This window comes from Burkholderia sp. MSMB1589WGS, assembly GCF_001636105.1.
Taxonomy (GTDB): Bacteria; Pseudomonadota; Gammaproteobacteria; order Burkholderiales; family Burkholderiaceae; genus Burkholderia; species Burkholderia humptydooensis.
Window position 1 is genome coordinate 1,216,086 of sequence record NZ_LNJT01000007.1, and the last position, 21,132, is coordinate 1,237,217.

Consider the following 21,132-nt stretch of genomic DNA (forward strand, 5'->3'; position numbering starts at 1 on the left):
GCGCCGCTACGCAAAGGAGAATATCGATGATGACAACCCGCTGGAGGCTGGCCTGCCTGTTCTGCGCGTGCGTCGTTGCATCGTCGGCCGCGCAAGTGCCGCCCGCCGCGCCGCCCGGCAATATCGTCGCGCACAGCGCGGCGGCGACGCGCGTGTTCCTCGGCTCGCCGTCGCTCGCGATCCTGCCTGACGGCACCTACGTCGCGTCGCACGACATGTTCGGCCCGGCCGCGCTGCCCGACGAAGTGCGCGTGTTCGCGTCGCACGACAAGGGGCAGACCTGGGAAAAGCTGAGCGTCGTGACCGGCCAATACTGGTCGTCGCTCTTCGTCGTCGACGGCGCGCTCTACCTGATGGGCACCGATCGCTCGATGGGCACGCCGGTGATCCGCCGCTCGACCGACGGCGGCGCGACGTGGACGACGCCCAACGACGCGCTGACCGGCCGCTTCGACGTGAGCGGCCGCTACATCACGGCGCCCGTGCCGGTGCTCGTCGAGCGCGGCCGCGTGTGGCGCGCGTTCGAAGTGATCGAAGGCGGCGACCTGCGCTCGCTCGTGATGTCCGCGCCCGTCGACGGCGATCTGCTCGACACGCGCAACTGGCGCGCGACGAAGCCGCTGCCGTCCGACCATGCGTGGCTCGACAACAATTTCCTGACGTGGGAAGAAGGCAGCGTCGTGGCGACGGACGCTCGCGAGCCGGCCGTCGTGCTGCGCGTGAACACGAAGCACGGGCCGGAAAAGGTCGCGCTCGTTCACATGCTGGCGGACGGCCGGTCGCTGTCGTTCGATCCGGCGCACGATTTCATCGACTTTCCCGGCGGCGGCAAGAAGTTCACGATCCGCTTCGACGCCCGCTCGGGCCGCTACTGGTCGCTCGCGAACGCGGTGCCGAACGCCGACGGCAGCGCGAATCTGGAGCGCGTGAGAAACACGCTCGCGCTGACGTCGTCGCCCGACCTGCGCCACTGGAGCGTCGAACGCACGCTGCTGCAAAGCGCGGATTCGCAACGGCACGGCTTCCAGTACGCGGATTGGCAATTCGACGGCGACGACATCATCGCGGTCGTGCGCATGGCGTTCGACGACGGCGAAGGCGGCGCGCACAGCCAGCACGATTCGAACTACGTGACGTTCGTGCGGGTGCGCGATTTCAGGCACGCGCGTCAAAGCGCGAGGAACTCGGCTCGCTCGCAGCACGAGCACTAGCGGATTGGGGAAATGTCAACCGACTGCTGTCATGAGATCCGCCTCATGCTGCCCCATAAGCCGCTCGATCCTTAGCATATCGATGCGCACTTTCGCGCTTGCGGATACCCAAACGCGAATTTCCAAGTCATTCGCCGAGGACGCAAGCTCGAAGTCAAAGTGAGCAATTGAACCGCCCTTCTCGCCAGGCATCACGTCATGGCGCATCAGCACGTGCGTACCACGATCACACACGATATCCATCCAACTGCCGGCCGGGAATTCGCAGCAACCCTCGATACTCACGACGTAATAGCCCGCCGGGAGCGACACGTAAGGGCCAAACAGAAGAAACCCCTCCTGTCCGCTGCTCGTCATTGCACCCATTTGACGATGACCGACCTGTGTGTGCAAACGAACATCCGCGCCTCGATAAATCCTTGGGGCATTTGCGTCCGTCACTGTGAGTTCGAGGGACAGTGGAGTAAATCCATATTCGTCGAACCAGCCTTTATCATCGAACATCAGTGTCGCGACGAGCCGATAGCGGCCCCGAACGTCCGGTACGGCAACACTCATCGGTAGGGTCAATGTCTCGCCCGGCGCGACAAAACTCACGGGCAGCGGCATCCGCTTTGGATCGGACGCAACAACGCAACCGGCATAGTCGAACCAGCGATACGAAAGATAAATCGGATTGAGCATCGAGCTGACCCAGGTTTGCGTCGACGCGTTCGTCAACTGCACGGGCAGTTCAAATGTTTCGCCGGCTGCCAACTGATCTGCCACTGCATCAGAATATAAGCAGCCCGCGGCATCGTGGATCTCTGCCGACACCGCGTCACCTGTCCGATGACAATCGAAATCCGCCGGCAAGCTCATGTAACCGACGCTCGGCATCACGCGTGGCATCACGACATTGAATGAAATAAGCTTCTTATGATATGCCAGTTCATTGTTACGCCTATCGCGATTGTCGCAGAATGCGAGGCCGGCTACGTACTGTCCTTCTGGAAGATCTGCACCGAGGTAATAACGCGCACAGTATGTTCCGCGTTTCAAATCCACAAGTGGCCGTTTCAAAAATGAATTGCTGCAACCGAAAGCGATTCGCCCGTCTCCGTCCGTGATCTCAATTCCGACTCCCAGTTCGGCGACATCGATGTTGATTGAGAACACGACATTAAAACGCATGATCTGTCCATGCAAGTATGTATCGCCGCCTTCGAGCGTCGCCGACAGCAGCGAGAATTCAGGTGTCGAAAACGCGCGGTTCGTCGCCGGCTCATATGGCAGCCAACGTGCGACGTCGGGGGCGGCAACAATGGTACGGTTCGCGCGCTCCCGCTGCCAACGTGAGCGCAACAGGCTGTAGAACTCGATATCGAGTGCATTCAACATTTCGAGTTGCTTGCGCTGCATCGGCGTGATTTGCCCGATTCCCGGCCGCGCGCGTGTCGCGTTGACTTTTTCGATATGACGTGGTGCGGGCAAACCGATCAATGTGGAAACATCCGACAAAAAAGCTGGCAAGTCCTCATAAAACCCATACACGTCATATTGCTCGACGCTCGAAAGCGCCGCAGCAATTTTCTCATCGTCGGTACGCGACATCGTGCCGGCTATGGCAGAGAAGTGTTCGACGTACGGATTCCTGATATCTTTGATGAAGCTTGGATCAAACGAGCGCTCGATCTCGGCGCAGAAATCGTCGCACGGCTCACCCAGCCCCGCGACGAAACGCTCCGCCTGCTCCCAAAGGCCCGGTAGCATGTTTGCATCGTGGTTGTTCAGCAAAAAGAAGAGCCAGGAAATCGCACGATCGATTGGCTCCCGCAAGCATGTCAAATATTGATACCGCGGGTCGAGCCCTGTTCCCTGGAAATCGATATGCGCCGAAATGACGGAGTACTCGCCACCGTAGCGCCGAATCAAGTCCCGATGGCTTCCGATCAGGTTCGGCGTCACACATCCCGGTCCAAGCATCTTGCTCAACCATGCGTTGACTGCTTGCCCAGCCGTCTTCTGCACATGATCGAAAATGACACGGCCGGCAAATACCTTACTCTTCCCCTTCATCGCAGGAAATCCTCATAATTATTGCCGCGCGTGCTTGACTGAATAGAGCGGGATTCTGACACAAAAGAAAAGCGCGTCATTTGTCCAATGCGCTCCGTCCTTCGAGCGCATTGCGTCCACTTAGCGATGGACCGTATGTTGTACTGCTCATGCGAAAGCGACTGCCATGTGTCCAGGCTCCGATCCGGAGCACGCACGGACAACCTGACGAAATATGGCCGCCTTATCATCATAAAATGCCGCTATCGGCCGCAATCTCTCGGCACCGCGATTGTATCCATGTCTCAGGAGCAGATGATGATGAAAATTGTTCTCATCATTCTGATGTCGATCAGCATGTCTCCCATGTTCGCGGAAGCACAGTCCGCCCCCTTGGCTCCGGTGCTCCCGAACAATCCGGCATCCTACGGAGCGCACGCCGTGGTCGACCAGCCGTCACCCCACGCGGCGGGCGAGATGTACTTTCAGCAGAAAGGCACGGGCAGCATACCCCGGGCATTTTCGGCAAAACTGGCGGATATCGTAAACGGCGCCGACTTTGGCATGTTGTGCAACGGATCGAACGATGACACAGCAGCGCTCAACCATGCGCTCGCATATGCAGCGAGCGTCGCCCCTGCCGTCGTGAATCTGCCGTTGTCGAACACACATTGCGTAATTACAGGTACTGTCAGCGTGCTGGATAACGTTACGCTCGCCGGCACGCATGGGCAAACCGCGAACTTGTCGGCGGGCGTCGTGAACCTGGACCCGATGATCTTGCTTGCCGGCAATGGCGCAGCGATCCGTGATCTCTATATCAACGCATCTGCATCCGGTCAAAATACGCGAGGTGCGACGATCGCGGTTAGAAACGTGAACGCCCCCGTGATCGCAGATGTCAATATCCAGGGACCATTCATCGGCATCGACCTGAACGGCAATCAAGCCCTCGTCGATCAGACAATCATCAGCAGCATCCATAGTGCGGGCAGCATAGGAATTCGGATCGGTGCACTCACGACGTACGGCGGAACAGTCGACGCGCGCATCTCGAATACGACCGTCATCGGCGACCCTTCACATCCCGGCGACGCCGCGATGCAGGTGCTCGATGCGGGCGGCCTACTCGTCACCGAATCCGACATGCAAATGACGAAGATCGGCACGCAGATCGCCCCCGGCGCGAATCAGTGGGTCGCATGGGCGAGCCTGAACAACACGTACGTCGGCGACACGAACGCGGTCAACGCGCTGGAGATCGATACGCGCGCGCCGAGCGCGCGCGTCGAAGGGCTCGAATGCAGCGCGTGCTGGACCGCATCCGCGCAGTCGGACAACATCCTGATCAGGAACACGGGCGGCGGGCTCGTGTCGGAGATCCATTTCAACGGGCTGCGCAACTACAACGGCGCGTCGAACGGCGCGAACGTCAAGGCGGGCACGTTCGTCACGTTCGACGCGAGCCGCTTCTGCGGCAACGGCCGCGGCGGCGGCGCGGCGGCGAACATCGTCTACGGCCCGAACGTGAGCGCGTACGCGGTGCGCAATTCCGAACTCGGCGGCAGTTGCGGCGGGCTCTTCAAGGCGGCGCCGCAGCACGGCATCGTGCTTGCCGGCAACAACGCGGGCGGGCTCGTCAGCGGCAACGACTTCAGCGGCTCGGGAACGCCGATCTCCGGCGCGCCGACGGGCGACAGCGTAGTGTCGTCGAACCTCGGCATCGATACCGCGCCCGCGACGGTCGCGAGCGCCGCGACGATCGACGTGCACACGGCGCCCGTCGTGATGCTGACCGGCAACGTGAAGATCAGCGCGATCAGGCCGACATGGAACGGCCGCACGCTGAAGCTGATTCCGACGAAGGGCACGGCGAGCTTCACGACGGGCGGCAATCTCTGCAACGCGGCGACGGCCGCGCAGAACGTGCCTGTCGATGCGTATTTCAACGGGAGCTGCTGGAATCTGAAGTGATCGGCGAAGTCCGCGCGCCGCATGCCCGCCGCTTGCCGCCGGTTACTGGCTTCTTCATTCAGGCTTCAGCGCACGCCACGCGCCTGAGGCGACGCTTCGCCGCGCCGCACCGCCGAAGCGCATCCGCACCGACGCGAGCTCGCCCGGCAGGCGCGCGGACCTCGGCCGCGAGCGCGGCATCTCGACGAAGCCGAGACGCTCGTAGAGCGTGCGGGCGCGCACGTTGCTCGTCAGCACGTCGAGCACGACTTCCCTGCCCGGTTCCGCGCGAAAGAGACCGCCGCGCACCGCATCTTCAAACAGCGCGCTGAACGCGCCGCAGCCGCGCACGCGCGCATCGGTCGCGCAATGCGCGATCAGCGTTTGCGAGCGCTTCGGCGCGGGCAGCTCGCTTTCGAGCACGAGCCCGCGCAAGAGCATCCGGATCGTGCGCGCCGGGCCGAAGAATCGCAGCAGCATCCATGCGACGTGCAGATCGTCGAACGCGCTCGCGCGCCCGTCGTGCGCGGCGAGCACCGCGCTCACCGCACCGCCGTCGCCGACCGCGACACGATGGCGCCGCCACGAAAAGCGCCCGTGCTTGGACGCGAACGCGAATGCGAGAAACGCGATGCATCGCGCGGGCGGCTCGCCGAGGAAGTAGCCGAATTCGCGCACGCCCGATTCGAACACGAGCGGCGCGCACGCGTGCGCGTCGCTCGCCGCGGCCGCACGGAAACGCCACGGCGACGAGCGCGGCGCGGCTTCGCTCGAAGCGCGGCGCTCGCCGTCGGCAGGCGGAATCGCCATCGCCGCGCTCAGCGCGCGAGCCGCACGAGCGCCGCGATCGTGCGCTCGATCTGCTCGGGCTCGTGCGTCGAGCAGATGAAAAAGCGCAGTCGCGCGGCTTTCTCTTCGACGGCCGGATAGAAGATCGGCTGCACGTTGATGCCTTCGTCGAAGAGCGCATTCGCCCATTGCGCGGCCTTCAGCGAGCTGCCGGTGATGACGGGCACGACCGCGTAGCCTTCGCTCGTGCCCGTGTTGAGGCCGGCGTCGCGCGCCTGCGTGAGGAACTGCAGCCCGCGCTCGCGCAACGTCGCGATCCGCTGCGGCTCGGCCTGCAGGCGCTCGAGCGCGGCGAGCGACGCGGCCGCGAGCACGGGCGACAGCCCGACGCTGTACAGGAAGCCCGGCGCGAGATGGCGCAGGATGTCGATGAGCGGCTGGCAGCCGGCGATGAAGCCGCCGCACCCGGCGAGCACCTTGCTCAGCGTGCCCATCCACAGATCGACGTCGGCCGACGGCACGCCGCAGTGCTCGCGGATGCCCTTGCCGTGCGCGCCGAGCACGCCGAGCGAATGCGCCTCGTCGACCATCAGGAACGCGCCGTAGCGCCGCTTGATCTCGACGAAGCGCGCGAGGTCCGGCAAATCGCCGTCCATGCTGTAGAGCCCCTCGATCGCGACGAGCACGTGCCGGTATTCGCGCCGCACGCGCGCGAGCAGCGCGTCGAGCGCGCGCCAGTCGTTGTGCGCGAAGCTCAGCCGCTTCGCGCCGCTCAACTGCGCGCCCTGCACGATGCTGTTGTGCGCGAGCGCGTCGTGCACGACGAGGTCGCCCGGGCCGAACAGCGAGCCGATCACGGTCACGTTCGTCGCATGGCCGCTCACGAACACGACGCAGTCGTCGGTCTCGTAGAACGACGCGAGGCCGCGTTCGAGCTCGCGCTGCACGGGCCGCTCGCCCGCGACCATCCGGCTCGCCGACGCGGACGTGCCGTAGCGGTCGATCGCGTCCTTCGCGCACGCCGACACGACGGGGTCGCCCGCGAGTCCCAGGTAGTTGTAGTTCGCGTAGTTCAGGTATTCGCGGCCGCCGATGTGCGTCGTCGCGCCGGCGACGCCCTCGTGCACGCGGAAGAACGGCGATTCGACGCGCAGCTTCTCGCCCATCTCGCGGATGATCTTGACCTGCTGGTATTGCGGCATCGCCTCGAACCAACTGCGCGGATCGCCCGTCGCGTGGAGGGAGGCGGAAGGCGGCGCGCGGCGCGCGGCGCCGTCGTCGGACACGCGGTCCAGTTGCCGTTTCAGTGCTTTCGCCGCGAGTTGCTGGCGCAGGTGATCACCCAATCCCATCTGAACAATTCGCCCGTTTTCGTCAATGAAGCTCACATATTACGCGACGAACTCGGCCCATTCCCAGGCGCCGGCCGTCGACAGCAGCGCCTCGACGAGCCGGAAGTTCATCTCGTGGCTCGGCCGGAACGCCGACACGCGGCCGAGCAGCGGCGCGCCCGCGAGCGCGAGATCGCCGATCAGGTCGAGCACGCGATGGCGGACGAACTCGTCCGGCTGCCGCAGGCCGCCGACGACGCGCGAGCCAACGATCGACGCGGTGCACGACGGCCGCGCGCCGCGCAGGATCGGCACGCCGCGCAGGTAGCCGGCCACGATCGCGGGAATCGCCCATTTGACGCGCCCATACGAGCGCGACGGCGCGATCTCGGCGGCGAACACGTCGGGCGTCAGCACGCCGCTCCAGTGCATGTCGCCGAAGCCTTTCAGATCGTTGCGCACGCTGAGCTCGTAGCGCGCGGCGGGCTCGACGCGCATCTCGCGGCGCGCGTCGCCGCCGCCATCCGTCACGACGACAGGCTTCAGCACGCGGATGAAGCGCTTCGGCGCCGGCAGCGCCGCGCGGCCGCACGCGCGCAGCGCGTCGACCCACGGCCGCGCGCTGCCGTCGAGGATCGGCACTTCCTCCGCGTCGAGCTCGACCGTCGCGTGATCGATCTCGCACGCGAGCAGCGACGCGAGCAGATGCTCGACCGTGCGCACGCCGATGCCGTCCGCGTTGCGCAGCATCGTGCATAGCGGCTGCGCGCGGCGCAGCGCCGGGCCGGCCGCGAGCGTCGCGAGCACGCGGCCGTCCCGCATGCGCCGGAACACGACGCCGCGCGTGCGCGCGCCGCCGTCGGCGGGCACGATCCGCACGCGCACGCGCCGCCCGGTGTGCAGCCCGTGCCCCGACAGCGCGAGCTCGCGCGCGAGCGTGCCTTCGCGCGCGTGCCAGCCGGCCGGCGCGCTCATGCGGTCACCAGCGTCTTCGGCGCGGCCGGCGCGGCGTCGGCAGGCTTGTCGTCGCCGACGTTCAGCGCCCGGCGCGCGTCGCCGTCGAACGCATGCTGCGCGGCGATCGCGGCGACCGTCGCGCGCCGCGCGTCGTCGCCTTCGCCCGCGCCCGGCTGCCCGGCCGCCGCGCCCGAGATCATGTCGACGATCCGCCCGGCGAGCGAACGCACGGTTGCGCCGTCCGCGATCGCCATCACCGACAGCTTGACCTCGAACGTCTCCTCGACCGCCATCCCGAGCTCCATGCCCATCAGCGAATCCATGCCCATCTCGAGCACCGACTTGTCGAGCTCGATCCGCTCGGGCGACAAATGCAGGATGTGCGCGATCTGCGCGCGCAGATTCTCTTCGACGACGCCGACCGCCTCGTCGCGCGCGAGCGCCGCCACTTGCGCGCGCAACCGCGTGCCGCCGTCGCGCGCGGGCTCGTTCGCGCCGCGCGCGCGCAGGAGCGCGTAGCGGCGCGCGTCGGCCGCGGGCATCCCGCGCGACACCGCGTGCCAGTCGAGCCGCACGACGGCCTCGCCCGCGTCGCCCGCGATCAGCACGCGCTCGAGCGCGGCGAGCGCCTCGTCCGAGGTGATCGACACGCCGCCGATCCGCGTCTGCAGCGCCTCGCGCGTATCGGCGTTGCGCGCGAGAAAGCCGACGTCCTCGAGCGGCCCCCACGCCATGAACGTGCCCGGCAGGCCCGCCTCGCGGCGCTCTTCGACGAGCGCCTCGACGAAGCTGTTCGCGGCGACGTAGCTCGCCTGCCCCGGATTGCCGAGATAGGTCGTCGCCGACGAATAGACGACGAAGAAGTCGAGCGCGCGCTCGCGCGTCGCGCGATGCAGGTTCCACGCGCCCGCGACCTTCGGCGCGAGCACCGCGGCGAAACGTTCGTCGTCGAGATTGCGCACGAGGCCGTCGTCGATGTGCATCGCCGAATGCAGCACGCCCTTCAGCGGCGTGCCGCGCGCGTCGATCTCGCCGATCGTGCGCGCGAGCGCCGCCGCATCGGTCGCATCGCACGCGACGACGTGCGTCGCGACGCCGAGCTCGCTGCGCCACCGCTCGGCTTCGTCGCGCAGCGGTTCGGCGAGCGCCCCGCCGCGGCTCGCGAGCGTCAGATGCCGCGCGCCGCGCGACACCATCCAGCGCGCGCTCGCGAAGCCGAGCCCGCCCGTGCCGCCGACGACGAGATACGCGGCATGCGGATCGAGCCGCAGCGACGGCGCCTGCGCGGGCGCGACGCCGCGCGTCGGCGCGGGCGTGCCCGCCGGATACGTGACGAGCACCTTGCCGATCTGCCGCGCCTGCTGCATGTAGCGGAACGCGTCCTCGACGCGCGCGGCAGGAAACGCGCGATACGGCAGCGGATGCAATGTGCCTTCGGTGAAGAGCGCGATCACGTCGCCGAACAGGCGCGCGGTCAGATCGGCGCGCGCGCCCATCAACTGGTCGGCGTCGATGCCGAAGTAGCTGATGTTGTTGCGAAACGGCCGCAGGCCGATGTAGCTGTTCTCGTAGAAGTCGCGCTTGCCGAGCTCGAGGAAGCGGCCGAACGGGCGCAGCGTGTCGATGCCGCGCACCATCGCCTCGCCCGCGAGCGAGTTGAGCACGATGTCGACGCCTTCGCCGCCCGTCAGCGCGAGGATCTCGTCGGCGAACGACAGGCTGCGCGAATCGAGCACATGGTCGGCGCCGATGAGCCGCACGAACTCGCGCTTCTCGCCGCTGCCCGCGGTCGCGAACACTTCGGCGCCGAAGTGGCGCGCGAGCTGGACGGCCGCGATGCCGACGCCGCCCGCCGCGCCGTGCACGAGCACGCGCTCGCCGCGGCGCAGCCGCGCGAGCTCCGCGAGCGCGTAGTAAGCGGTGAAGAACGTGGTCGGAATCGTCGCCGCTTCCTCGAACGACAGCCGCGACGGCTTGTGCGCGATAGCGGCCGCGCGCGTCACGACGCGCGTCGCGAACGACGCGCTCGCGAAGCCGAGCACCGCGTCGCCGGCCGCGAAGCCGTCGACGTCGCGGCCCACGCGCACGACGCGCCCCGCGAGCTCCATGCCGATCGTCGCGCCGGCGAAGCCCGTTTCGACCGCCTCGTCGGACAGCAGTCCCATCGCATACATCACGTCGCGGAAGTTCAGGCCGGTCGCGACTGGCTCGATCTCGACTTCGTCGGGCTCGAGCTCGCGCGCGGGCTGCGCGAACCATTCGAGATTGCGCAGCGACCCCGGCACGTCGAACGCGAGCGCCGCCGGCGGCCGCTCGCCGATCGCGTCGGCCGCGCGCGCATCGATCTGCGCGGCGCCCAGCATGCGCGGCACGAGGCGCCCGCGCGGCGCGAGCAGCACCTCTTCCTCCGCGTCGTCGGCGAGCAGCTCGCGCACGAGCGCGTCGAGCGGCGCGTCGCAGTCGGGATGCACGTCGATCAGCCGGCACGACAATTCGGGATGCTCGTTCGCGAGCACGCGGCCTAGCCCCCAGAGGCCCGCGTGCGTCGGATCGAGCGGCGCCTCGAGCGCGAACGGCGCGCCGCCGCGCGTGACGATCGACAGCCGCACGCGCGCCGTCGCATCGACCACGCCGAGCTCGCGCACGAGCCGCGCGAGCGCGACGACGCCCGCATGCTGCGCGCGCATCATCGCCGCGCCGTCGATGTCCGCATCGCCGGCGGGCGGCGCGTCGGGCGCGACGAACACCAGATGATGCGGCTGCGCGGGCGACGCGAGCGCGACGATCTCGGCCATTCGCTGCAGCGACACGGCCTCCGCATAGCAGCCGGTGCTCGCGAGCGCGCCGGCGAGCGCCGCGCTCGCATCGCCGCCGTCGCCCGTCGCGACGAGCCAGCGCTGCGCATACGCGGCGGTGTCGAGGCTGTCCCACACGCCGCCGTCGAGCGCCTCGCGCGCGTCGCCCGCCTTCGCCGCGGGCTTGCGCGCGAGCATGAACGTCGGCGCGCCCTCGAGATCGAGCGATTGCTCGAGATGGCGCGCGACGTCGCGAAAGCCCGCGTGCGCGAGCAGCGACTGGATTTCCGCGGGCGCGAGCGGCGCGGCTGGCGCGCCGCCCGCGCCGCCGCCCGCCGCGAGCGAAAACACGATGTCCGAGAAGCGGCTGCCGCGCGCCTCCACGAGCACGACGAGACCACCCGGCGCGAGCCGCTCGAACACGACGCTCAGGAATGCGAGCGGGTCCTGCTGCGCGGCGAGCGCGCGATCGATCAGCACGACGTCGTAAGGGGTGCGGTCTTCGGCCGCGAGCGCGACGCTTTCGCCCGTTTGCAGCGCGATCGTCCGCACCGACGGATGCGCGGCCGCGTCGAAGCCCGCGAGCTGCTGCGGCGTGCCGGCGATCGTATGGTCGCAGCGCGCGGCGCACGGCGCGCCGCCGACAGGACTCAGCACGTCGCGATCCGGCGCGCCGATCTCGAGCACGCGCAGCCGGCGCGGCTCGCGCCAGGCGGCGAGCGCCTGCCCGACGCACGCCGCGATCAACGCATGCGCGTGGCTCCACGTCGGCGACGCGTCATGGAAGTGATCGACGAGACTGCCGCCCGTCGGCGACAGCACCTGCGCGGCGGCCATCTCGCCGCGCAACACGGCGGGCAGCGACGCGCCGCAGTGCGCGAGCAGCGTCAGCTCCGCGACGTGCGCGGGCGATTCGGCAAGCAAGCCGCGCCACAGCTCGTCGAGCGCGGGCAGCGACGCGCACGCGGCGTCGTTGCGCGCAAGACGCGTGCCCGCCCATTGCGCGAGCCCGTCCTCGACGAGCATCGACGCCAGACGCGCGACGAGCCCCGCGCGCTCGTCGGCGGGCGGCACGGGCTGCCGGAACGCGTCGATCGCATCGAGCGCGCGCAGCGCATAGGCGCTCGCGAGCACGTCGAAGAGCGGCAGCATCTCGGTCAGATGGCTCGTGCGTCGCCCGAGATCCTCGCGCGACGCAAGCGTCGCGGCCGCACTCTCGACGAGCCGCGCCGGCGCGGGCAGCGCGCTTGCGTCGAACGCCGAGGGCAGCGGCTTCGCGTCGAGCGCGTAGACGAAGCGCGCAGGCGGATTCAGCCGGCGGCCGACGAGATCGACGCGACGAAACCGGCATGCGGCGAGACGCGCGACGATCGCGCCGCTCGCGTCGAGAAAATCGAACGACGCGACGATCGAATGCGGATTGCGCCGCTCGATGCGCGCAAGCACGCGCGCGACGACGTCGCCGCGCAGGAAATCGATGCGGCCGATCCGCACCGGCACGTACGCCGCGCGCCGCGCACGCGCGTCGCGGCCGCCGCTTTGCGCGAGCAGCGCGAAAAGCGGATGGAAGCCGCTGTCCATCAGCGCCGGATGCAGCAGGTACGCGGCGAGCTCGGCGGCGTCGCCGCACGCGGGCGGCGCGGCGACGTCGGCGAGCGCCGCGTCGCCCGCGATCCGCAGCGCGCGCACCCAGCGGAACGCGGGGCCGTATGCGAGGCCGAGCGCGGCTGCGCCGTCGTACAGCGCGTCGGCGCTCGACGCGGGCTGCGCATCGAGGCGCGCGAGCGTCTCGGGCGACGCGGCGCTCGACGCGGCAAGCGTATTGCCGCTCTCGAGCAGCCGGCCGACGACATTCTCGACCCACGGCGCATCGGACATCCGCTCGCGCGTCTCGATCCTGAACGACGCGGTGCGCGGCTCGATCATGAAGCGGAACAGCTTTGCCTGCTGCGACTGAAACACGACGGGCGTGCGAATCTCGAGATTCTCGACCGCGCAATCCGACGTGCCGAAGAACGCGCACGCGGCGGCGAGCGCCATCTCGACGTAGCCCGCGCCGGGAAACGTGACGCCGCCGTCGACGACGTGATCGGCGAGCATCGGCACGCGCACTGGATCGAGCTGGTTCTCCCACGCGAACGCGTGCTCGTGCAGCCGGTAGCCGAGCAGCGGATGCGCGCGGCGGCGATTGACGAGGCCGTAGCCTTCGGGGCTCGGATCGAGCCAGTAGCGCTCGCGCTGCCACGGATAGGTCGGCAGCGCGACGCGCGGCGTATCGGGCGCGAAGCGGTCGGGATCGATCCGCGCGCCGTGCGCGAGCGCCGCGGCGATCGTCTGGCGCAGCATCTGCGCGCCGTCCTGCTGGCGCTTGAGCGTCGGCAGCGTCGTGCCGGACAGCTTCATCGCGCTCAGCGTCTGCTTCACGTACGTGCGCAGGATCGAGTGCGGCGATATTTCGATGAACAGACGAATGCCTTCGGCCGCGATGGACGCAATGGCGTCGCCGAAGCGCACCGGCTCACGGATATTGCGCCACCAGTAATGCGCGCCGAGTGCGTCGCCCGGAAAGCGCTCGCCCGTGACCGTCGAGACGAACGCGCCCGTGCCCGCACGCGGCGCGAGGTCCGCGAGCTGCTCGAGCACGACGGGCTCGATCCGCTCCATCTGCTTGCTGTGGAACGCGTAATCGAGATCGAGCAACTGGAAGAACTGGCCGTTCGCGCGCAACGCCGCCTCGATCGCCTGCAGCGCATCGAGCGGGCCCGCGAGCGTCACCGATTGCGGACTGTTCACGCCGGCGATCTCGACGCTCGCGTCGAGCGCGAGCTGCGCGATCAGCGCGCGCGCGGCGGCGGCGCCGACGCCCGCCGCGGCCATGCGCCCACTGCCGCGGGTCAGCGCCTGCGCGCGGCTGCGAATCTTGATCACGCGCACCGCGTCCGCGAGCGACAGCGCATCCGCCGCCCACGCGGCGGCGATCTCGCCGACGCTGTGGCCCGCGACCCGGTCGAAGTACACGCCGCGCGCGTCGAGCACACGCACGATCCCCACCTGGATCGCGAACAGCATCGGCTGCGCGTGCTCGGTCGCGGCGAGCCATTCCGCGCTCGCCCCCGCGCACATCACGTCGACGAGCGACGCGCTGCCGTCCGCGCACCACAATGCGTCGATTTCGCCGAGCGCGGCGCGAAACACCGCATCTTCCGCGTACAGTTGCCGCCCCATTCCCGCCCATTGCGAGCCGTTGCCGGAAAAAAGAAGCGCGACGCGCGCATCGGGCTCGGCCGCATGCGCGCGCGCGACGCACGCGGGCGCCGCCGCGCCGCCCTGCGCGAGCGCGGCGAGCGCCGCACGACCTTCGGCGACGTTCGCTGGCGCGACCACCGCGCGCTCCTCGAACCCTTGCCTGCGCCGCACCGCGTTGGCGGCGAGCGCATGCCATGCGCAGCCGTCGTCGACGCGCTGCAGGTAGCGCGCGGCCAGCGCCGCGAGCGCCTGCGGCGCGCGCGCGGTGAGCACGAGCGGCGGCGGCGCGTCTTCGGCGTCGATGTCGGCCGCCGCCCCGCGCGCGCTCCGCGCGGCTGCATCGTCGCCACCGGCCGCCGCGGGCGCCTCGATCAACACGACGTGCGCGTTCGTCCCGCCGAAGCCGAATGAATTGACGCCGATCGCAAGCGGCGCGCCGCGTGCGTCGAGCGGCGTCAGGCGATCGACGACGCGCAGCCGCCCGCCCGCGAAATCGATGTTGGGGTTCGGCGTCTCGAAATGCAGCGAGCGCGGCACCGCGCGGTGCTTCAGGCAGCACACGGCCTTGACGAGGCCCGCCATCCCGGATGCGGTTTCGAGATGGCCGATGTTGGTCTTCACCGAGCCGATCAGCAGCGGATCGTGCTCGGGGCGCCGCGCGCCCGCGACTTCGATCAGCGCGCGCGCCTCGATCGGATCGCCGACCGCGGTGCCCGTGCCGTGCGCTTCGAGATACGCGAGCGACAGCGGATCGACACCCGCGCGCGCGTACACGTCGCGCAGCAGCGCGGCCTGCGTCGCGGCGCCGGGCACGCTGATGCCGCCCGGCGAATAGCCGTCCGAGTTCACGCCGGAGCCGGCGATCACCGCATGGATCGTGTCGCCGTCGGCGAGTGCGCGCTCGAGCGGCTTGAGCAGCACGAACGCACCGCCTTCGGCGCGCACGTAGCCGTCGCCCGTCGCGTCGAACGCGCGGCAGCGGCCGCGCGGCGACAGCATCGACGCCTTCGAGAAGCTGACGAAGCCGAACGGATGCGCGAGCAGGTTCACGCCGCCCGCGAGCGCAAGCTCCGCTTCTCCCGCCTGCAGCGCCCGGATCGCCTGATGCAGCGCGACGAGCGACGACGAGCACGCGGTGTCGACCGACATGCTCGGCCCGCGCAGGTCGAACAGATAGGACACGCGATTCGATGCGATGCTGAGCGTGTTGCCCGTCGCCGAATACGGATCGACCGAGTTCAGGTCGTCCATGCTGCGATTGCCGTAGTCCGGGCTCGCGACGCCCACGTACACGCCGCAGTTGCGCCCGCGCATGTCGGCGGGCCGCACGCCCGCATCCTCGAACGCTTCCCATGCGAGCTCGAGCAGCAGGCGCTGCTGCGGGTCCATCTGCGTCGCCTCGCGCGGCGAAATGCCGAAGAACGCCGCGTCGAAGCCGGCAACATTGTCCAGCACGCCCGCGGCGAACGTGTAGCTTTTACCCGGCTCGCGCTTCGACGGATGCTGATGGAAGTCCGTGCCGAAGCGCTCGACGGGCACCTCGGTGACCGCGTCGCGCTCGTCGCACAGCAGCCTCCAGAACGCGTCCGGATTCTCTACGCCACCGGGAAAGCGACACGCCATCCCAACAATTGCAATCTTTACATTCATCGTTGTGTCGTTTTTTCCGATGCATTCGCCGCGGGGCTGCCCGCCTCCTCCGCTTCGATCGCGCGAAGCAGGATCAAACCGAGCTCTTCGACGCGCGCATCTCGCCGATGGCCGTCCGGCGCGCCGAAATTCCGCCAGATAAAGTAGTCGCTGCGCTCGGGCGCGACGCCCAGCCTGCCGAAAACGTGCGGCAGCGCCGGGACGTGGTCGCCGTAGAAACACACGACCGTGTCGCGCCGCCGAGCGCGCAGATGCTCGAGCAGTCGCCCGATCATTGCATCCGCATTTGCGACATGGCGCAAGTAAACCGTCAAATCGCGCCATTCGCCGCCGTCGCCGAACGCGTGGCGCACGCGCGACTCGCCCGGCTCGACCGCCTCCAGATGCAGCGGGCCGTGGTTCTCCATCGTCATCGTGAACGCGAAGAGCGGCTTCGCGCGCGGCGCGTCGAGCTCGGCGATCAGCGCCTCCGCGACCGCCGCATCGGCGACGTACGGGCCCGCGCGCGGCGCGTCGGCGAAATGGCGGATGTCGAGGAAACGCTCGAAATGCATCAGCGGGAACACGCGGTCGCGGCCGAAGAAATCCGCGTGGTAAGGATGGATCGCGACCGTCCGGTAGCCGCCGCGCCGGAACCAGCCGGCGAGCGAATCGCACGCGCGGCGCAGGAACGCGTAAGGGTAGAAGCGCGCATAGCCGAGCCGCTCGGACGCCAGCCCCGTCAGCATCGCGAATTCCGTGCGCATCGTGTTGGCACCCCACGCGGGCACCGCAAGCTCGCCGTAAAACGTCGACTCGCGTCGCGCGCGATCGAAATGCGCGAAGAGCGACGGCTCGATGCCCGTCACCGCGCGCCGCGCATCGAAGAACGATTCGCTCTGGATCACGATCACGTCGGGAAACGCGGCGGCCCGGCCGGTTGCGAACGGGCTCGCCGCCGCCGCGCGCTCGAACGCGCGCAGCGTCGCGGGCCGCAGCCCGTTCAGCAGATAGGCGACGAACGTCGCGAAGAACCCGTGGCGCCGCTGGTCGACGCTCGCGTCGAGCGTGAGCGTGCGCGAGAGGCGCCTCGCGAGCGCGCAGCCGCAGGCGAAGCACGCGACGATCGCCGCGGCCGTCACGGCGAACGGCCGCGGCGCGAGCGGCGTCTCGGCCGCGTAGCCGGCCGCGAGCAGCGCGACGCCGGCCGCGATCGCGGCGACCTTGCCCGCGCTCAGGAACGGCAGATACAGACGCGGATGCGAGAACAACTGGCTGAAGAGGCTCAGATCCGTGAACACGAACGGCTCGCGCAGCGATTCGTGCTTCGCGTTGCTGACGACGGCCATCAGGCCGACGAGCGCGACGGCGACGAACGTCGAGAACAGCACGCGCGCCGTCACGAGCAGCACGCAGCTCGCGACGAACGCGAACGCGAGCGCGTGCAGCGCGGCGGCCGCCATCGGCCGGCGCCACGGCGCGCGCGGCGCCGCGAGCGCATCGAGGGCGAACGACAGCGCGGCCGCGATCGCGAAGATGAGCGCGAGCCCGCCGCTCACGCTAGCGCTCCTCGCGCGGCAGATACGACAGCCTGCCGAGAATCGCGTCCGCGAGCGCGGCGGGCAGGAGCGTCAGCAGGCGCATGCCGAACGCGAGCAGCGCCGGAAACGCGATCTCCGCGCGCCCGGCCGCGAGCTTCGCGCGGATGTGGGCGGCCGCCCTGTCGGCAGACCACAGGAACGGCTTGTCGCCTGGAAACACGTCGCTCATCGCGGTCTTCACGAAGCCCGGCAGGATCACCGACATCCCGACGCCGTCGCGCGCCAGCAACGGGCGAACCGAATCGGCATAGGCCTTGATCGCCGCCTTGCTCGCGCAATAGGCGGGCGAGATCGCCATGCCGCGCAGCGCGGCGAGCGAGCTCACCATCGCGATGCGCCCGCGGCCGCGCGGCCGCATCCGCTCGATCACGGGCAGCGCCGCCTGCAGCGCGCCGTAGAAATTGGTGTCGACGACTCTCGCCGTGCGCTCGAGCCCTTCCCAGTCGGATGCGGACGAGAGCGTGCTCGCGACGCCCGCGTTCGCGATCAGCAAATCGATCGGATGCGCATCGTCGAACGCCCAGAGCCACGCCTGCGCGCGCTCGGCGTCGCGCACGTCGAACTGCCCGACGACGACCTCGGCCCCGCGCGCGCGGCACGCCTGCGCGCACGCGTCGAGCCGCGCCGCATCGCGCCCGACGAGCCCGAGCACGACGCCCGGCGCCGCATACGCGAGCGCGAGCGCGCGGCCGAGCCCCGCGCTCGCGCCCGTGATGACGACGTGATGCGGCGCGGCGCTAGTCACGCGCCGCCTCGAGCCGTTCGAGCGCGCCCGCCGTCGCCATCTCGATGCCGGTGCGCGTGTAGAAATCGCCGTTGATCTGGGTGTGATGCATCACGTAGTCGAGAAACGCTTGGTACAGAGTCATGTCGGGCGGTCCGGCCTGCGTCCAGAAATCATCGAGGCTGCCTTGCCACGTCAGCCCCGGCATCACGTATACCGCGCTGCCGAGCGCGATCAGCGGGCGGCCATGATGCAGCGCCGACAGCCCCACCGTGCTGTTGACGACGACGACGCCCGCCGCATGCTCGAGCAGCGTCGGCAAATGGCCCGCGTCGATGAAGCGCAGGCGCTTCGCGAGGTCGAGCTCGGCCGCCAACTTGTAAGCGAAGCGCCGATAATCGATCAATCCCGTGTCGAGCGGATGGTTCTTGATGACGAGCACGGCATCGGAACGCGCATGCCGCGCAAACGAGCGCATCACCCGCTCGATCGCGTCCCGGATGCCGTCGAACGGCGAATGGACGACGATCTGCGCGTCCGAACCCAGTTGCAGCGGAAAAAAATAATAGGCGCATTTCGATTCGAGCAACGCCCGCACCACCTTCTCCGCCTCGCCGTGATGGCGGCTCTGCTGGAGCGCGCGCACGGCGAGTCCCGCATATTCGACGAAGCCGTTCCGCGGACGATGGCTGCTGTAATGCGGAAAGCGGCTTGCGTAAAGCGCATTCGCACTACGATACCGGATATCGTGGAACGCGCGCTCGTAAAGGTTGTAACCGGTCGGCCGTCCCGGCTGGCTCGGCGGCGTGACGCCGCGCTGCTCGAGATACCAGGCCGGATCGCGCGACAGCAGCGACCGCCCGTTGACGCCGTGCCTCTCGAGCGTCAGCCAGTGCGGGCGGACGTAGCCCTCCTCGAACACGTGCGTGCGCAGCCCGCAGGCATGCGCGACCGGATGCATGTGCCGATGGATTTCACGACAGTCGCCGAACATGACTACATCCGTCACTCCCTCCGTTCGGACTGCTTGCAAGTACCACTCGGGCAGCGCGTCGAGCGCGCCCCGATAGTCCCAGGCCGCGGTCGCCCCGCCATACAGGCGATCGCCGCCGCAGAAATTGACCCGGCGCACCGCGTGACCCCGCGTCGACAATGCTTCGGACAATCGGCTGAAAAACGATGAAGCCGTGCCTTGCAGCACAAGAAATGAGCGAGGCATCGAAAAAATGTCAACCGGCGAAATTGAGGCGCCCAAGGGTGAACATTTTCGCCCCCTCGAACGAACCCTTTATGAATATTGAAATATTGCGGCAGGCGGTTCGGCCGCTCTCTTCTTGGGAGCGGTGAATATAGCATCCCGCCAAAAAAAGCAAAACAGAAGGCGCCAAGCCGGCGGCGCGCTATTGCGCAAATCTGACGTAGAGCGCGCGGAGATGGCGCATTTCACCCTCGCTGGCTATAATCAGCCGCCCCCTTGGCCACCCGCTTCCCGCAAGCCCGGGCGGCAGCGAAAACGAGCTTGCCGGAAGTCATCCGTACGCGGTTCAATGCTGCAACGTGCACTCGAATGGGCGAAACATGCCCTCGCGCGCACGCGGACGTTGCGCAACCGCGTCACTTGATCGAAATCGCTCTTGCGTCGAAAGGCGAATGACGTAAGTCTTTTGACAGAACGCCGAGAGCCAATCAGCTTGGATGGAAGGAAGTTGGAAAACGTATCTGGCAGCGCCTCAGCTCCGATGACCGGAAAGCGGACGAACCTCATCGGGCGACTCAAGGGACTCAACAAGCTCTTCGTCCTGACGGTGGCCGCCCCCACCCTCATCGCGACCCTCTACTACGGCCTCATCGCCTCCGACATCTACGTGTCCGAATCGCGCTTCGTCGTGCGCAGCGCGCAGCGCGCGGCGCAGCCGAGCGTCGTCGGCGCGCTGCTGCAGGGCACGGGGTTCGGCCGCGGACAGGACGATACGTATCCCGTCATCGACTACATCCAGTCGCGCGACGCGCTCGCCGCGCTGAACCGCGACAACTACGTGCTCGACGCGTACTCGAAGCGCGGCGACGTCATCAGCCACTTCAACGCGACGCTCGACGGCAGCTTCGAATCGTTGTGGAAGTACTACGGCAAGCGGATCGTGAACGTGAATCTCGAGTCGTCGTCGGGGATCGCGACGCTGCAGGTGCGCGGCTACACGGCGGACGACGCGCTGAAGATCAACATCGAGCTGCTCGGCCTGGGCGAGCAGCTCGTCAACCGGATGAACGAACGCGCCGCGAAGGACACTGTAAGCTTCGCGCAGCGGCAGGTCGACGAAGCCGCCTCGAAGGCGAAGGAAGCGGCGGCGGTGCTCGCCGCGTACCGGAATTCGAACGCCGTGTTCGATCCGGAAAAGCAGTCCGCGCTGCAATTGCAGCAGGTGACGAGCCTGCAGTCGCAACTCTTCTCCGCGCAGACGCAACTCCGGCAACTGCAGGTGATCTCGCCGCAGAACCCGCAAATTTCGGTCCTGAAGAACAGCATCTCGGAGCTCGAGAAGCAGATCAAGGAAGCGACGGGCGGCGTCGCGGGCGGAAAGAACTCGCTGTCGAACAAGGCGGCAAGCTACGCGCGGCTGCAACTGGATTCGCAGTTCGCCGACAAGCAGCTCGCGTCCGCCCTCGCGGCAATGGAAACCGCGCGCGCCGAGGCGCAGCGCCAGCAGCTCTATCTGGAGCGCCTCGTCCAGCCGAACAAGCCGGACGTCGCGATCGAGCCGAAGCGGCTCAAATCGATCTTCGAGGTATTTGCGCTCGGCATGATCGCATGGGGCATCCTGAGCCTCCTGCTCGCCGGCGTGCGCGAGCACCACGACTGAG

The 21,132-nt window shown here is 68.2% G+C and carries 12 protein-coding genes; 3 read left to right on the forward strand and 9 right to left on the reverse strand.

Annotated elements, in window-relative coordinates:
* Positions 1-29 precede the first annotated feature (29 nt).
* Complete coding sequence (locus WT16_RS13605; RefSeq protein WP_043282309.1) at positions 30-1,211, forward strand: sialidase family protein; 1,182 nt, start codon at positions 30-32, stop codon at positions 1,209-1,211.
* A 15-nt stretch (positions 1,212-1,226) separates the two neighbouring features.
* Here WT16_RS13605 and WT16_RS13610 read toward each other — a convergent pair whose 3' ends face one another.
* Together WT16_RS13610 and WT16_RS34895 are read right to left on the reverse strand one after the other, a co-directional pair.
* The gene (locus WT16_RS13610) at positions 1,227-3,269 is read right to left on the reverse strand and encodes a hypothetical protein (RefSeq protein WP_063533517.1); all 2,043 of its coding nucleotides are present in this window, start codon (positions 3,267-3,269) and stop codon (positions 1,227-1,229) included.
* Positions 3,270-3,704: 435 nt separating this feature from the next.
* Positions 3,705-4,232, reverse strand: a complete 528-nt coding sequence (locus WT16_RS34895) for a hypothetical protein (RefSeq protein WP_231892059.1) — start codon at positions 4,230-4,232, stop codon at positions 3,705-3,707.
* A gap of 162 nt (positions 4,233-4,394) precedes the next feature.
* Between WT16_RS34895 and WT16_RS34900 the strand changes: the two genes are divergently transcribed.
* Positions 4,395-5,222, forward strand: coding sequence for a hypothetical protein (locus WT16_RS34900; RefSeq protein WP_231892060.1), 828 nt, complete (start codon positions 4,395-4,397; stop codon positions 5,220-5,222).
* 54 nt (positions 5,223-5,276) lie between these two features.
* Here the strand turns inward: WT16_RS34900 and WT16_RS13620 are convergent, their stop codons facing one another.
* From WT16_RS13620 to WT16_RS13650, 7 genes are read right to left on the reverse strand one after another with little or no spacing between them, the layout of a single operon-like run.
* Positions 5,277-6,011: a GNAT family N-acetyltransferase gene (locus tag WT16_RS13620; protein WP_063533518.1), complete on the reverse strand. Its 735-nt coding sequence runs from the start codon at positions 6,009-6,011 to the stop codon at positions 5,277-5,279.
* An 8-nt stretch (positions 6,012-6,019) separates the two neighbouring features.
* Positions 6,020-7,342, reverse strand: coding sequence for an aminotransferase class I/II-fold pyridoxal phosphate-dependent enzyme (locus WT16_RS13625; protein ID WP_063533519.1), 1,323 nt, complete (start codon positions 7,340-7,342; stop codon positions 6,020-6,022).
* A gap of 39 nt (positions 7,343-7,381) precedes the next feature.
* Positions 7,382-8,296, reverse strand: coding sequence for a UDP-3-O-acyl N-acetylglycosamine deacetylase (locus WT16_RS13630; protein ID WP_059930933.1), 915 nt, complete (start codon positions 8,294-8,296; stop codon positions 7,382-7,384).
* Complete coding sequence (locus tag WT16_RS13635) at positions 8,293-15,969, reverse strand: type I polyketide synthase (RefSeq protein WP_063533520.1); 7,677 nt, start codon at positions 15,967-15,969, stop codon at positions 8,293-8,295. Before WT16_RS13635 ends, WT16_RS13630 begins: the two co-directional genes overlap by 4 nt.
* Positions 15,966-17,507, reverse strand: a complete 1,542-nt coding sequence (locus WT16_RS13640; protein ID WP_063533521.1) for an LTA synthase family protein — start codon at positions 17,505-17,507, stop codon at positions 15,966-15,968. The genes WT16_RS13635 and WT16_RS13640 overlap by 4 nt, the downstream gene beginning before the upstream one ends.
* 1 nt (position 17,508) lies before the next feature.
* A complete protein-coding gene (locus tag WT16_RS13645; protein WP_063533522.1) occupies positions 17,509-18,294 on the reverse strand; it encodes an SDR family NAD(P)-dependent oxidoreductase in 786 nt (261 codons plus the stop codon).
* The gene (locus WT16_RS13650) at positions 18,287-19,492 is read right to left on the reverse strand and encodes a capsular biosynthesis protein (protein ID WP_063533523.1); all 1,206 of its coding nucleotides are present in this window, start codon (positions 19,490-19,492) and stop codon (positions 18,287-18,289) included. Before WT16_RS13650 ends, WT16_RS13645 begins: the two co-directional genes overlap by 8 nt.
* Positions 19,493-20,012: 520 nt before the next feature.
* On the opposite strand from WT16_RS13650, the gene WT16_RS13655 reads away from it, so the two are divergent.
* Positions 20,013-21,131: a WcbD gene (locus tag WT16_RS13655; RefSeq protein ID WP_006025396.1), complete on the forward strand. Its 1,119-nt coding sequence runs from the start codon at positions 20,013-20,015 to the stop codon at positions 21,129-21,131.
* Position 21,132: the final 1 nt, after the last annotated feature.